Origin of the sequence: Bradyrhizobium sp. HKCCYLRH3099, assembly GCF_051167855.1 — a bacterium.
In the GTDB taxonomy this organism is placed as follows: Bacteria; Pseudomonadota; Alphaproteobacteria; order Rhizobiales; family Xanthobacteraceae; genus Bradyrhizobium.
In genome coordinates this window covers 91024-105157 of sequence record NZ_JBNPTW010000009.1, presented here as the reverse complement: position 1 = coordinate 105157, position 14134 = coordinate 91024, and the positions used below count along the sequence as shown (strand labels likewise).

Genomic DNA, 14134 nt, shown 5'->3' with positions numbered 1-14134 from the left:
GCCCCCAAGTTCTATCCAGACCTGAGTTCGTTCGGGCGGTTGGATGTTTCTACCCGGGCGGCGGAAGCTGGCGCGGAGCCCTCGGCATACCGCAGCGCCAGATCCCGACGCGGATTGCAGGTGGCGGCGAATTCGGATGGCGTCTTCCAACCGAGCTGGGAGTGCGGTCGAGCGTCGTTATAGTCGTCCTGCCAGCAGCGGAGCCTGACGCGGGCCTTGGCGAGCGAGGTGAACAGCGTCTCGTTCAGTAGTTCATCCCGCGGGCGCCCGTTGAAGCTCCCGATGAAGGCGTTCTGCATGGGCTTGCCAGGCGCGATGTAGTGCCGGGCGACACGGCTCTGATCCGTCCATGTCAGATGGCATTGCTCGTGAGCTCGCTGCCGTTGTCGCTCACCACCATCTTGGGCTTGCCGCGATCGGCGAGCAGCCGGTCCAGCTCCCGAACGACCCGGGCGCCCGAAAGTGAGGTGTCGGCCACCAGCGCCAGGCACTCGCGGGTGCAATCGTCGACCACGGTCAGGATGCGGAAGCGCCGGCTGTCGGTCATCTGATCCGACACCAAGTCGAGCGACCAGCGATCATTCGGGAGCAGCGGCACCGTAATCGGTACTCGTGTGCCGATAGCGCGCTTGCGGCCATCTCAGCGGCGCACCGTGAGCCGTTCCTCCCGGTACGGCCGGAACAGCTTCTTGTGATTGACCTCATAGGCCTCCCTCTTGAGCAGGACGTGCAGGCGACGATAACCGAAGCGGCGGCGCTCATGGGAGATCGCCCGCATGCGCTGCCACAGCCCGGCACCATCGGCCCGGCTCGTCTGATATCTGACAGTCATACGGCAACAACCGATGGCCTTTACACGCCCGCCGTCCGCTCATCCCGTGAAGGCCTACGAGATGTGCGGCAGCTTTCCGCTTGCCGGCGGGCGTCACCACTTCTTTCCCAGCAGATCCCTCAGGGCGGCGTTGTCCAGTATGGCGTCCGCCAGTAGCCGCTTGAGCCCTGTGTTCTCGTCCTCCAGCGTCTTCAGCCGCTTGACCTCCGAGACATCCATTCTGCCGAACTTGGCCTTCCACTTGAAAATGCTGGCATCTCTCACGCCACGCTTGCGGCACAAATCGGCGACCGGAACGCTGGCCTCGTGCTCCTTCAAAATCCCGATCATCTGCTTTTCCGTAAAGCGGCTACGCTTCATGCTCTGGTCCTCGTCGGGGACAGAACGCACTTCACACGGGATTATGCTCGAGAGTTACGGTCAGACGGTTTCTTAGCGCAGAGACAATTCGAAAGTTGCGATCGACTCAAAGCGAAGTCCAAGCCGCCTTTTAACTAGCCGCCGAGTGATGTCCACGAGCAAACATCTGAAAATTTTCATGCCGGCGAGGCATTGGCCAATTCGGCATAAGTCGCAAAATGATAGTCTCAAGCGCAGCATCGTTTAAGTCGGTAGGCGCGTTTGCATGTTGCGTTGCTTCTGAAATGTCCTTATCGCCTTAACTAGGCGTTGAATGGCTTCCTTTTGCCTATAGTGTAGACTTATATAGTCGGCGCCTTCGATAGTCGGGTCTTGTCCACAAAAACTGCAGATCGTTTCAGACGTCTTAATATAGCACAAGCAGCGCTTACAGAGTTTAAGCCTGTTCATTCCATTCTTCTTGCACTATTGAGAATTTACCAGTTGCGAAAGAAGCATTCTCGGCTTCGGTTACCTTTACAACCTTTTCGCGTATGTTTTGCTTTTTTAACTCGAGCACTCGGTAGTAGCAGTAGGGATTGTTACCCGCTTCTCCGAACAACGAATCGGATGTCCAGACGCAGCCGCTGCGACAAGAGTCTCTGTAGTAGCATTCGGAGCAATATCCGGAGTATGTTCGAGGATCGGTTCGGTTGAGACTGAACTTACCTTGGCCGTGCCAAAGCTTGCCTATATCAACTTTTCGCAAATTTCCTTCCGAATACCTCGCGGTTGCAAGTGATGGACATCCTTTTACTGTGCCATCCGCTTCGATCCCCATTCCATCAATTCCGGCGCGACAACCGTCGTAGACATCACTGGAAAAGTCGGGGCCCCTCAAAAGGTGCTCATAAGGACCAAAGTATCCTATGTTGTTGCCCGGAATAATGCGTATTCCATCGGCTGAGCCCCGCCTAGTGAGTGAAGCAATCATCGGCATCAGTTCGGACAATTCATACGGCTGAATTAGAATGTTGCTGTTGTCGGCGGCATTTCCCATTGCAACCGTTAGCTGTAGCTGCCAAGCCCTGATTCCACACGTTCGCAGTAATTCGTACAGCTCTGGCAGTTCCGCTGCGCTCTTGCTGTTGATTTGAGTGTTGGCGCTTGTTTCTATACCTACTTTATGCGCGAACTCTAAGGCAGTGAGAGCAGATCGATAGCTGCCAATCCGTCCTCGCAGTATATCATGCGTTGTTTCCAACCCATCGACTGACACGCCTACTCCTGAAAGACCGGCTGATTGTGCTCGTCGGATTAGTTCCTCGCCTAGTCCATAGCCGCCGGTCTGCAATGTGCAAAGGATGCCACGTCGTGCTATCCGTTGTACGATTTCGAGCCAATCTCTTCGGAGGAACGCCTCACCTCCAATGAGCGTAATTTCTCTAGTTCCGAGCTCCGCTAAGCGATCAACGAGGGCTAGGCACTCGTCGGTCGATAGCTCGCTGATTCGACTCTCGCCTGCTCGTGATCCGCAATGAGTACAGCGCAAATTGCATGCAAGAGTGAGCTCCCAAACCACATATACGGGCACACGCCGTTTTAGGTCGACGGTGTCGAAGTTACGTGGATGGGAGCTAACCGTCATTTCCAACCAATCTTCAGCTCACAATAGAACCCCTCTTCGTCGCTATCGAGTGCCGCCTTTAGAGCCCGCGCCAATTGGATGCTGTCCAGAACAACGATCCCATCGTGAATGGCAACGATGGCGTTTTTCGAGAGCTTCACTGACTCTTTCTCTGCAATCGCCGTAAGGAGCTCCTTGTGGGCTGCTTCCCATTCCTTCGACTCTTCGGTGCCGGCTTCAGCATCGTCTCGTTGCGCGAGCAGCACCTCGCTGGCAGCAAGCATCTTTTTCATTTGATCGAGGTTGCCGGATGCAATTGAATCCAAAATTGGCCGTCCATACATCTTGAACATATCAAGCTCCTCCTTGTGGACTTTTGAACTTGGAGATCTGTTTTAGTGAAACGATCCCTTCGCCTAAAGGATGGTCTGGCTGCTTCGAGTAGGGTCGCGCAAGCCCCTTCTTGGCGAACTCGATGATTTCGTCACTTGTTGCGTCGAGGTTTCTTGACCAAAGCGCGGCTATGGTGCCCGCGACACACGGGCTCGCAAATGAGGTGCCCCAAAAATAAGTGTATGTGTTTGGCTCGCACGCGAGGAGCATATCATCCTCATCACTAGGGTCCCCCGTCCCACCTGGAGCTGACAGGTCAACTCGATTACCCCAGTTGGAGAACGTTGATCGCTCTTCATTCTTCCCAATACTGGCAACCGAGATATTTCGACCATAATCGGACGGAAAATGTTCGTCCCCGGTGTGATCGTTGCCGGCAGAGCACACACAAACGGCTCCACTGCGCTCAAGCGATTGAAAAGATCTGCGTACAGAGGCGAGATCGACTGATGCGCGCAGCTGCCAACTGCAATTCACGACCAACCTCTTTATTTCCTGTCTGGACTGGTTGGACAGTGTTAATTCCTTTCTAGCAGCCACCTCTGCTAGAAAGTTTATTGCGGTGGCTCGAGCTGGATAGCTTTTCGTTCCTACAGTATCGATCGCGATCGGCAGTAGCGATGCAGCAGGCGCAATTCCAAGCGGTTTTCCGTTGGATAGCTTAGAGCGACCTACTGCAACACTTGCGACTGCAAGCCCGTGTGGACGAGCAACGAGGCCCTCTGCGAATCTTATATCTAACTTCGGGTCTACCAAGGCGTCGACGATTGCAGGGTGGCGATGATCAAACAGGCCGTCAACTACTGCTATCGTGACGTGCTTGCCATCGTCTATACGCCCACCTTCCCCGGACTCAATAACAGAGTGGCTCCAAAGCGGAGTGGAAACGTCATTCAACGAAATGCCGCTTTCCGCATCATTCAGTTCGAAGACTTCGTCTTCGATGCCGTCCAACACGTTCAGCTCTGCGAATTCGACTCTGTCATCACCACTTAGCGTCTCAAACAGCCGGAACGACTCGCCAGCTAGTGTTCTGTAAACGCCGAACTGGCCCCGGTAATCAAATCGTACGAGAGACAAACCATATTGTTGAGCGAAACGTGCGCGAGTCTCGGCGCCGACGGGTCGAAATCCGATAACGATCTCGTTGGGTCGAAAAAGGATATGTTGAGATTTGCCAACTTGGACAGCCGACGACAGGAACTGGCCTTCAAGGAGATCGGCTATCAGCGTGCCGTTGGGTTGGCTGAGCCCCTCAATTATCGTTAAGCGCTTGACTTCCGATGGATGAACTGGGAACGGCAAACTTAGAGTGCCAGCCGGATTACGTATCTCGAACACTTGAGCCGCTGGCGCGATAACAAACGATGGTCCTGCTTTCTGCCTATCTACAAACTGAAAATCAGCCATCTCAGACTAGTCTCTCATCGTGGAAACGTAGGCACACTTGTGACAAATGGATTCACCTGCCTGATGGAACCACCGACAGGCCCCCCTAATCCCACAGGATGGAAGCTCCTTTGATTTCTTAGGCTCTGGAAGAACCATCTCCAGATGCGCGGTAAGTCCACATTCTGCACCCTTCCATTGGCTGCAGTTCGTTGTCTTACAGCTGTCAGCGAAACGGAATCGCTTTTCTGGAGCTCTCCCCCGTTTCGCAATTGCAACGAAATCCTCATCAACCTTGAGAGGCTTCCCTAAAAAGGACGCTTCGCCTGCTTTTCCAATTGTACCCAGGAGAAGAACACCGCTCTGGCACTCCGAGCTGGGACAGAGTTTGGGCGGCTTCAAATTCAAAGCGCCCTAAAACCGGCAATCCCGCCGCCCAACGGTCCCCCGCTAAACCCTTCGGCATCATCGATCCCAGCGAGCGAGCGCTTGACTGCTTTTTGGATGGCAGTGTCGATTTTCACCAGAGCTTCTTGCGACAATCGTAGATTTTGCAAGTCAACGATAAACAAACCTGTCAGGTCGGAAGCAGCTGGCTTAGACATTAGTCCCCCCTTTTTTAACAACTATATCTCGAGGCCCCAGACGTGCAAGGAATTTTTACTAGAGGTTGAACGTTCTTGAGCGCACGCTCGGCGTATGAGCCGTCGCGCAGCGTACGGCCTGCCTCCCAGGATCACGCTGGCTTGACTCACATCCGCTGCAACGCGGTACGAACACAACGTGTTTGCATCCGCGCGACAAGCTGACCTAACGTGGGCAAGCCGGTTGGACCGGTCATGTAGCGGGTCAGGTTCGTCTTTCTGGTGCGGGTTTCGCAACACTTAAACGCCGTCCCTGCTACCAAGACTATGTCAGGACGCGGCCGTCCTCCGCAACGCCTTGATGAAGCGCCTCGAAAGTCGGCGACTATTGGGTTGCGAGAGGCAGGATGAGATTGGACGCACGCGAAGTGCGATCGAATCGTCGACTTGAACGGCTCGCATTTCGAAACGAGATTGACCGCACAGGCTACTGTACAACTACGCCAGAAGTTGCGGCGAGCTACCAAGCAGGCGTCGAGCACGATTTCGAATCGTATACTTCCACCGCGATACTCGTGTCCGACGTGGAGAGCTGTGTGGCTATATATGTCCCGACGGTACCCGCACCGATCATTCAGCTCACTTTGTTCTGGTCGACACCACAATGTCTTTTGGCAAGAAGCAGCTTGCTGCGTCTCTAACCAGAATTTCGTCGTTCGCAGCGCCCCGAAATTGTTCGCCAATGGATTAGGTGGACTGACAGTATTGTCTCGCAGAGGAAAACGGCGTCGGTAGGGAATCGCAATAGAGTGATAGCAGGGGGTCCTATCGAACTCCCTCGTCTCAAGGAACGGGCACGATTTGCTTCAGTGGCAACTGTTAGCTCCAAGCTGGCTTAGAGGATAGGAACATCTGTTACCCTGTTAGAAGAGTCGGTAGCGGTACCCAGCGCCGTCAAACATAAACGCTGGTTTTAATTTGAAACTCCGACATCGACATGACGTCTTTTCATCTGCGACTTTCCGAAACACGTCTGCTCGCTCTGGCATCGACACCGCGCGCTCGGCGATCGACGCCCAATGGATCGGGCTCCCTTGCAGATGCGAGGCTCAACCGTTGTCGATGTCTTCGAACGGCTTGCCCGCCAAGCGACGTTCGAACCGCAGAATGATTTTGCTTATATCCGGGTCACCGATACGATCTTCTGCCAACTTCAATTTCTTGATCGCATCATCATAGAATTCGTAGCGGCCTGTTCGTCGGTAATATTCAATTCCCAAGTCCGCGTAAGCGGAGAGCATGTTCTTGTTGTTGGGGTACCGATCGCAACCTGCGACGGCTAGTTCCCTAGCCTGCTCAAGTATCGTAATTCGATCCTCGTCCATAATTCCCTGGGTTCGCACTGCGCGTGCGACCATCAGCGTGACTTTATATCTATGTACAGGCCCGTCGGGCCCAAAGTCCTTGTTAAAAATCCTTATCTCGGTCTCGGCCTTCTCAAATTCACCTTGCTCTATGAGATTTCTTATCAGGCGATGCCGAGGGACACGCTCGCCTGGAGCTATGGACATCATTTTTCGAAGAAGACGATTTTGCTCCGATTTCTCTGCAATGCTTGGCAGACCCGTTTCTATGTTGCAAAGCTCCCGTATTGTTCTGACTTCAATATCGTAAGTTGGATTGATGCCATCAATGACTTTATCAAATAGATCGATGGTCTTTCTCTTGTCTGAGAATTTGTACTTCGTAATGATACTCGCGATCACAGGATGTCTTGTCCGCCAGATAAAGATTCCGTCTATAACATCGACATCGTCTTCGTGAACAACATCTAATAGATTCTGAAGAACTGCCGGAATGCTCGAGATCGGAAGTCCCAGCAGGCGAACGACTAGCTGTCGATGCACCCTTATACCGGCACTCTCCATGGCCGCAACGTATCGATAGATATCCTGATCAATCGGGCCGAGGTCGGCGAACTCACGAAGAACGATATCGTCGAGGCTCTCCGACGCAAAGATATTCCGCAAGCAGACAAAGAAGTCCTTTTCGCATCGTTCGACGAGACGTCGTCGACGCTCGTGCCTTGAGAAGCCACTAAACTGCGGTTCAACTAGCTTACGAATGATCTCGTTAGAATCTACTAGTTGGAGAAGCCTCTCGACTTCCTCTAAAGTTAACTTCGACAGAACCCATTCACGACTATATTTGTAAAGATTCGGCGTTTTGACCCTGGGATACCAGTGATTACGATTTGATGCGAGAACCAGCTTTAGGTGTGCATTGTCGGTAGCCACCGCATGGTCGATGAGCTCATTGAGCTCGTGAAGATACATATGCGCATTGTCGATGAATAAGAATCCTTGCTGCTTGCGCTGTCGCAGGAGTTCCATCATCTTGCCCCACAGATCTACAGAGAGCGGCTGATCTTGGCGGTGCTCCCAGCATAAATTGTCCTTAGAGAGAAAGCGGAGTTGCAGCTGTCTTGCTGCAGTGGTCTTCCCGACTCCGCTCGCACCAACAATGACCGCCGCTAACACACCACTACCATCGAGGTACGTTTCTAGCTCGTCAGAGAGCGATCGTTGAAACGTCAGATTCTGTTCAATTTCTGCATAAGTGGCTGGCCACCCGGCGAACATATTCGCGAAGTTTGACAGACCGAGATCCACCGAATGTCTTACATCGACAGTCACGGGATGAAGTCCCGGAATCTGATCGAGAGGATCCTCTGAGCTAATCATTCTGACTGAAGGCGCCTGCTGCCGTAACAGCTCAGCGAAGAAGTCATCAATACCGCAGAAACACACTTCTATTCCACGCTTCTCATAAAGCACAGCGCGGGTTTCATCTCTGGTGTACAACAGCAGAGTGATCCGGCCTGAGCCATCGACCTCGCTATTGAGATCTACCGCTCGGGCTACTTCATCCTTGATATTCGGATCGCTGAGCGAATGCCCTATTATTATAAGATGCGCACCGGCGACATCGCTACGGAGTCGATCATACAGTCGTTGCCTATAGTCTTGTGTATGGTCGTAATCAGTATCAGTAATTATCAATCGGCCAACATAACCATCCGATATATCCTTCTCTACAGTTCCGTGAAGCTTAAACAGCTTCGTCGAAGCCGACTGATCGTGCATAGTGAAGTCAAAATTGGAACTGTATACGTTGAGATCCTCCGACGCCTTCTTATACACTTCTTCGATCAGCTGATCGTAGTTCGTGGTGAACAAGCTTTTCCATGGATAGTTTGGCAAATTGACCAGCCCGCCAGTCGGCCGCAATCTACCTAGGTTTGCTCTAATCACGTTGATCAGGGCTTTTCTGTCTCGTTTGCCTTCATACAATGCAGCCAATTCACTTAAGGAGTATTGCGCCGCATCCAAGCCAATCGGCTCGCCGAGTTTTGTCGCGAGATCTTTAGCCGAGCAGGCGCCCGAGGGAATTGAGGACCCAGATCCAAAAAAAAGCACGGTATTCCTAGGACGAATTCTGCCGACTAGCTCTTTCAATGCGATCGGCATTTGGCAAATCCTGGTTCGAAACTGTTGAGTCGATGCACGACCGGTCGCCTAAACGAACACGCAGCACTGGCGAATGCCGCTCGCGCTCTTTGCGACTATTGGTATATCCAATCGCAACCGGAGCGAGAATTCAAGTTGGGATTCACTATATTGAGCCACCGTTGTACGGCCAAGTCACATACGCCTTCCGTCAGAGCCGTACTCTAGGCGTTCGGAAGGAGGAGACTAGGCGGTTCCTATTCGCTGTTGTCTGATCGATTTGTACCGGCGAATCCTGTCACTGTTGGATTGGAGAATGCTGTGCCTAGGTTTATCGCCTACTTTCGTGTTTCGACCGAACGCCAGGGCAGATCCGGACTTGGTCTGGCAGCTCAGCATCGCAAGATTTCCGAATTCGTTGCTGGAGCCGGAACGTTGATAGCCGAGTTCTACGACGTTCAATCTGGTAAGGACGATTCTCGTCCTGAATTGCATAAAGCTATTCAGCTGGCGAAAAGGGAAAACGCAAAGATCGTTATCGCTCGTCTCGACCGCTTTTCTCGCCGGGTTAGCTTTATCGCCAGCATTCTTGAACAAGGGATTGGGCTGGTCTGCGCAGAGATGCCCAATGCAACGGACTTTCAGCTCCACATATTCGCGGCTCTTGCACAGGAGGAGCGCCGGCTGATTTCCGAAAGAACCAAGGCGGCATTGGCCGAGGCCAAACGGCGAGGCAAGATTCTCGGTTCAAATGGAAGGAATTTGGCCGCAATCAACCGCAAGGCAGCCGACGAATTCGCAGCCGGGCTCAGGGCGAAACTGGATGCGGATGTATTGCGGCTTTCATACAGTGAGATAGCACGGCACCTGAATGAGGCGGGGATTATGACCAAGACTGGACGACGGTTCTTCCCGCAAACTGTGAAGAACTACTTGGCCCGTTCGGACACGACGGCAACAGTGCACCTGAAATGAGCACGCCCAAGGACATTATTGCTCAGACGGCCACCTCCTGGGGATCCTCCGGAAAGCCACACGTAGCGCCGCCGGCTGTGAAGGCGTCTTCGGGATAACCAGATAGCACCTTCCAAAATGGTTCTGAGACTTGAGACCGAAAGTCTTGCGGAAGTTGGATAGCCTCTAACGGAACCGTAAACAACCAAGAGCGCTCGTGCCAATGCGTGGCGCTTTTGCCTTCCGTCGGGTGTTCGAGTAACCGTCCACCGGCGTGACGCACGAAGGAACCAGAATAGATTGGCCATCCATCTGAAGTGAACTTCAAGTAGTCTACATCGTACGTCTCTTCACTAACTTGCCTACCCGCTATAAAGCAGCAGGTCAAAAGGGACATCTCGGCGTGCGCAAGCTTTTCGCGCTGCACTAAGGGAGCTCGATCACGATATAGATCAGTGCATAGAATCACTCGGCCGATGACCTTGAGGCCGCGCTGTCCATCTTTCAAAACGTCAGCTCCGAGCGAAGCCCACCGGCATAACCATTTTCCTAAACCGCCCCATTCCTCATGTTTGTTCCAGGAGAACGCAGCCAGCGACATCCCGGATCGGGATCCGAACAGCTCTCGCCCCGACTGCGGAAGGTGCTCCAGCTCTTCAGTGACCCTAACGATATTGAAGTACGAGTCGAAGATTACGGACATTTTTTCTCCTGGGCCGTCGCAAACCTAGGGGTTATGAGATCGACACTTCGAAGGTCTGCCCACTTAAAGCGCCTCAACGACAAGTCGACATGCCGACACGCAGTCGCTCTCATTCGAATAGTAGAGAGACCCTCGAAAGCTCCGATCCCGAGTTTGCGCAGGAGTAGCGCCGCATCGTGGCACCATTCCGCCACTACATTCGAGATTTCTGGCCGAGCGCGACCAGCCTCCTGCAGGTCTCGCAGAACACTCGACCATTGCCGCACATGGCTCGACTGGTAGCGCAATGCGTCAGGGGTCGCAAATTTTACAAGCGAAATGTGGCGCAGCACACTCGTGGCAGGCATCGCAATAAGGCTGCTGACGACCTGAGCCTTTTGCTGGCTCACGTCCAGCACTGCGTCCCACTTGATTTCAAAGACCAGCAATTCGTTCAGTGTTCCGTATTGCAAATTAACAATCAGGTCTGGTTCTACGTATCTAGAAGATGGTTTGATCTGAGAACGTGGCAGTTGAGGCCATAGATTGACCTGACAGCAATCTGCCACCCGGCGGTCGCTCGCTCCTAGGATGATCGTTACGATTTGACCCACATTCGCAGGCGACATGAAGCGAAGCGGAGTAAACAGCGTCGACGTAATCGCGTCCTCAATCACCCGGCGACTGCCGATTTCCGCTTTCAGTTCGGTTGGGAGCTGAGCTCCTTTGCGCAAATAGGCGTCCAGCACGTTCGTGACCGAAACTGATTGGAACCCGCAATATCATCTGCGTCCGCCGGCCAACGGTCATTCCGTACAGCCAATCGACAATCAAAGATTGCATTAAGCAGATAGATTTGCAATCAAATTGGCAGCACAGGCACACCTATTTCAAACATTGATCGTCTGATGCGATCACCGCTTACAGATGACAAAATCTTTTCTCTAACCTTAAGACCATGGACGATTCATGAGATTCTGGTGGGTAAATCAAAATCAAACGGGTCGGCACGAGATCTCTGGCGGCTACATGTGGTCACCCAAGCGACGCCAAGATGGAGGCTTCAATCGCTTTTATGAGAATATGCGCTTGGTTGACACAGGCGACCTCGTTTTCTCGTATATCAATCAGCTTATCCCCTATATCGGAATCATTCAGGGGCCAGCCGTATCGGCAGATCGACCAATTGAGCTCGCTAATAGACCTTGGAATAGCGATGGCTGGTTAGTTTCTGTCGAGTGGCACCGGCCTCCGCAAATCGTGCGGCCCAAGGATTTGATGGATATCTTACGCCCCCTGCTTCCCGCGAAGTACTCTCCAATACGAGCCGACACAGGAGATGGTCTCCAGAGTGTCTACCTAGCGGCCGTTCCGAAACTGATGGCTGAAGAATTACTTCGTCCCCTTGGTGCCTGGAGACCTGCCGCGGACTCGACGATTCCGGATTTGGATCGATCTGAAAGCGTCATTGATCGGCTTGATGACGAGCTAGAGCTTAGGATCAGGAACGACACATCGATCGATACGACGGAACGTCAAGCGATCGTGCTTGCTCGCCGCGGTCAGGGACGCTTTCGGACCAACCTGATTGGGATAGAGAACTCGTGCCGAATAACAGGGATTGGTGACCAACGATTGTTGAGAGCCAGCCACATTAAGCCTTGGCGTGCATGTGACAACAATCATGAGAGATTAGACGGCAACAACGGTTTACTATTGTCGCCGCACGTAGATCTACTTTTCGACCGCGGCTACATCTCTTTTGAGAATGATGGAACCCTGCTTCGTTCGCCTCGAATTGCTCTTGCTGATTTCGGACGACTTGGCATATCGACCGACACGGGATTTGCCGTGCAACCCTTCAGCGCCAACCAAGCGAACTACCTCGACTATCATCGGCGTACAGTATTTTTACAGAGCACGCTCGAGGGGGAGTAGTCGTACGGAGCTCATTCAATGAATGTCCTGCAAAGAACTGCTCTAGAATTCGAACGCTTGTGCACCTCGCTGCTAGTCGCTTCTGGATACAGTATCGAGCAAGGTGTCGACTTCGCCTCATCCGATGGTGGCCGGTTTGACGTGGTTGCCAAAAGAGGACCGGAAACGTGTGTAATTAAGATCAAGTGGACCAGGAACAATCCCGTCACGCTTCGCCAACTCCGTGATTGGTCCGCCACCCTCGCGGCCTCCATTCGACTATACTCGGCAGACTTGATGTCCGACTCGCTTAATTCATCAGCTGACTCGGCTCCCATATGTTTACTGATTGTCTCCGGGACTGTTGATCGCGCTCACCGGGATTGGCTCCAGTCGGAATTCTTGGTGCGAATTTGGGATCGAGCAGATCTAGAGGAGTTGGTCCATTCACATTCGGAGCTTAGCGAGAAGTTCGTCGAAGCGTTCGCTAAGCTAGATCGGCTGCGAGCTGAAATGTTGGCGGAACGTACGGGCGAGCACGGCCTCGTTACTGGATTTGCCGAATCTGCTGCCCCCATGGCTGGCTACTGTCGGGGAGCTGAGTTGGCCACTCGGCTTCGCTCGCTTGCTGCGGGCGTCGATACTGCGCACGACTACGAACGTGTGTGTGTTGAGATAATCGATTATCTTTTTGGAGAGAGTCTCTTAGACGCGAGACCGCAGTCGAGAACTGAGGATGGCCTGAACGTCCTTGACCTCATTTACAGGATAAATCCGGCCCACTTATTTTGGGAGACGCTCACGCGTGACTTCCGATCACGCGTCGTCATATTCGAGTGTAAGAATTATTCAGCACCCGTCGGGCCTCACCAAGTCTACACCACCGAACGATATCTAAGCGTTAGTGCACTTAGATCCGTCTGTTTTCTACTAAGTCGGTTTGGACCACACGAACATGCCGAACTTGCTGCTTTCGGGGCTATGCGGGATTCGGGAAAGCTCATTGTGTTCCTGGATGATCGCGATCTGATCGAGATGCTCAATGTGAGAGACGCCCAGAATTCTGGCACTGAGGCATCGGACAATGACCCAACCATCATCCTGGATCAGAAGATCTACGATTTTATAGCTAGGTTGCCGCGATGATCGATGAGGCAACACCGTATTTGTCGAGCTGCCGTCCCTCCCACGAACCGCAACAGTATCGCATGAAGACCGTTATAGAAGCGGAGCGATTGCAACTTCTTGAGCATTGGACGACGGTGTTGGAGCGTAATCCAGATTGGATTGCGAACCGGTTCACGCAGGTTGAACGTCTTCTTGCGGCAAGCCGAGGTGCTCCAGCAACTTTACGTGCTCTATCGTCGTGTATCCGTCAGGTTCATGATAAGCTTGGCTTTAAAGCCAAGGACTCTCTGGCGAGGGGGGGATTGTGCGCCGGAGCAATTTTCAGAACACAGGCGTTTATCGACACTCATACTCGTGTTGGGAGCAAGCTTGGAAAGACGATTCACATCGAACACACATTCCCTGTTCGGCAGCTGGTGCTAGAGATCGTTAAGCGTCCCTTTCCCGACTATCAAGCCATGATCATATGGCTCCTGACGCATTCGGTTGCGACAGCGTTCCATCAGAGCGAGACGGTCCACTTGTTTGGACAATTAAGCACATCTGACGCTCTGAATTCTAAGTCGGCAAAGTATCTGAAGCCCTTCTCACGGTATCAGCCTTTGTATGCGGCTGGTGGTAAGGTGTGGAATGTGTTTGATGGGACGATAGTAGATATCAATCAGTTTACATTTCAGGATCACCTGGACGTTTTTAGGAGGCTGCTCTCGGAGTCAGGGGCGGCGCCCTCGTTAGTGACGGCTCTCCAAAGCAGCCGTTAGGACGCGGGACAGAGATCAA

At 52.8% G+C, this 14134-nt stretch carries 11 protein-coding genes and 1 pseudogene; 4 read left to right on the top strand and 8 right to left on the bottom strand.

Annotated elements, in window-relative coordinates; genetic code table 11:
* Window positions 1–11: 11 nt before the first annotated feature.
* The 6 genes and pseudogenes from ACQR1Y_RS18880 to ACQR1Y_RS18855 form a co-directional block, all read right to left on the bottom strand.
* A pseudogene (locus tag ACQR1Y_RS18880) lies at window positions 12–1192 on the bottom strand (IS3 family transposase).
* Between the two features lie 436 nt (window positions 1193–1628).
* Window positions 1629–2819: a radical SAM protein gene (locus ACQR1Y_RS18875; RefSeq protein WP_434877743.1), complete on the bottom strand. Its 1191-nt coding sequence runs from the start codon at window positions 2817–2819 to the stop codon at window positions 1629–1631.
* A complete protein-coding gene (locus ACQR1Y_RS18870; protein WP_434877744.1) occupies window positions 2816–3151 on the bottom strand; it encodes a DUF1843 domain-containing protein in 336 nt (111 codons plus the stop codon). Before ACQR1Y_RS18870 ends, ACQR1Y_RS18875 begins: the two co-directional genes overlap by 4 nt.
* Window position 3152: 1 nt before the next feature.
* Window positions 3153–4601 (bottom strand): S8 family peptidase, encoded by a 1449-nt coding sequence (locus tag ACQR1Y_RS18865; protein ID WP_434877745.1) that lies wholly within the window; start codon window positions 4599–4601, stop codon window positions 3153–3155.
* Between the two features lie 383 nt (window positions 4602–4984).
* The gene (locus ACQR1Y_RS18860; protein ID WP_434877746.1) at window positions 4985–5185 is read right to left on the bottom strand and encodes a hypothetical protein; all 201 of its coding nucleotides are present in this window, start codon (window positions 5183–5185) and stop codon (window positions 4985–4987) included.
* A 1088-nt stretch (window positions 5186–6273) separates the two neighbouring features.
* A complete protein-coding gene (locus tag ACQR1Y_RS18855) occupies window positions 6274–8694 on the bottom strand; it encodes an SIR2 family protein (RefSeq protein ID WP_434877747.1) in 2421 nt (806 codons plus the stop codon).
* A gap of 300 nt (window positions 8695–8994) precedes the next feature.
* On the opposite strand from ACQR1Y_RS18855, the gene ACQR1Y_RS18850 reads away from it, so the two are divergent.
* Window positions 8995–9648, top strand: a complete 654-nt coding sequence (locus ACQR1Y_RS18850; RefSeq protein ID WP_434877748.1) for a recombinase family protein — start codon at window positions 8995–8997, stop codon at window positions 9646–9648.
* Window positions 9649–9670: 22 nt separating this feature from the next.
* On the opposite strand, the gene ACQR1Y_RS18845 is transcribed toward ACQR1Y_RS18850, so the two are convergent.
* Window positions 9671–10330, bottom strand: coding sequence for a hypothetical protein (locus tag ACQR1Y_RS18845; RefSeq protein WP_434877749.1), 660 nt, complete (start codon window positions 10328–10330; stop codon window positions 9671–9673).
* A complete protein-coding gene (locus ACQR1Y_RS18840) occupies window positions 10321–11058 on the bottom strand; it encodes a hypothetical protein (RefSeq protein ID WP_434877750.1) in 738 nt (245 codons plus the stop codon). Before ACQR1Y_RS18840 ends, ACQR1Y_RS18845 begins: the two co-directional genes overlap by 10 nt.
* A gap of 220 nt (window positions 11059–11278) precedes the next feature.
* On the opposite strand from ACQR1Y_RS18840, the gene ACQR1Y_RS18835 reads away from it, so the two are divergent.
* From ACQR1Y_RS18835 to ACQR1Y_RS18825, 3 genes are read left to right on the top strand one after another with little or no spacing between them, the layout of a single operon-like run.
* Complete coding sequence (locus ACQR1Y_RS18835) at window positions 11279–12247, top strand: HNH endonuclease (RefSeq protein ID WP_434877751.1); 969 nt, start codon at window positions 11279–11281, stop codon at window positions 12245–12247.
* A gap of 18 nt (window positions 12248–12265) precedes the next feature.
* Entirely contained in the window at window positions 12266–13372 is a 1107-nt protein-coding gene (locus ACQR1Y_RS18830) for a restriction endonuclease (protein ID WP_434877752.1), read from the top strand.
* On the top strand, window positions 13369–14115 hold the full coding sequence (locus ACQR1Y_RS18825) for a hypothetical protein (protein ID WP_434877753.1): 747 nt from the start codon (window positions 13369–13371) through the stop codon (window positions 14113–14115). Before ACQR1Y_RS18830 ends, ACQR1Y_RS18825 begins: the two co-directional genes overlap by 4 nt.
* Window positions 14116–14134 lie beyond the last annotated feature (19 nt).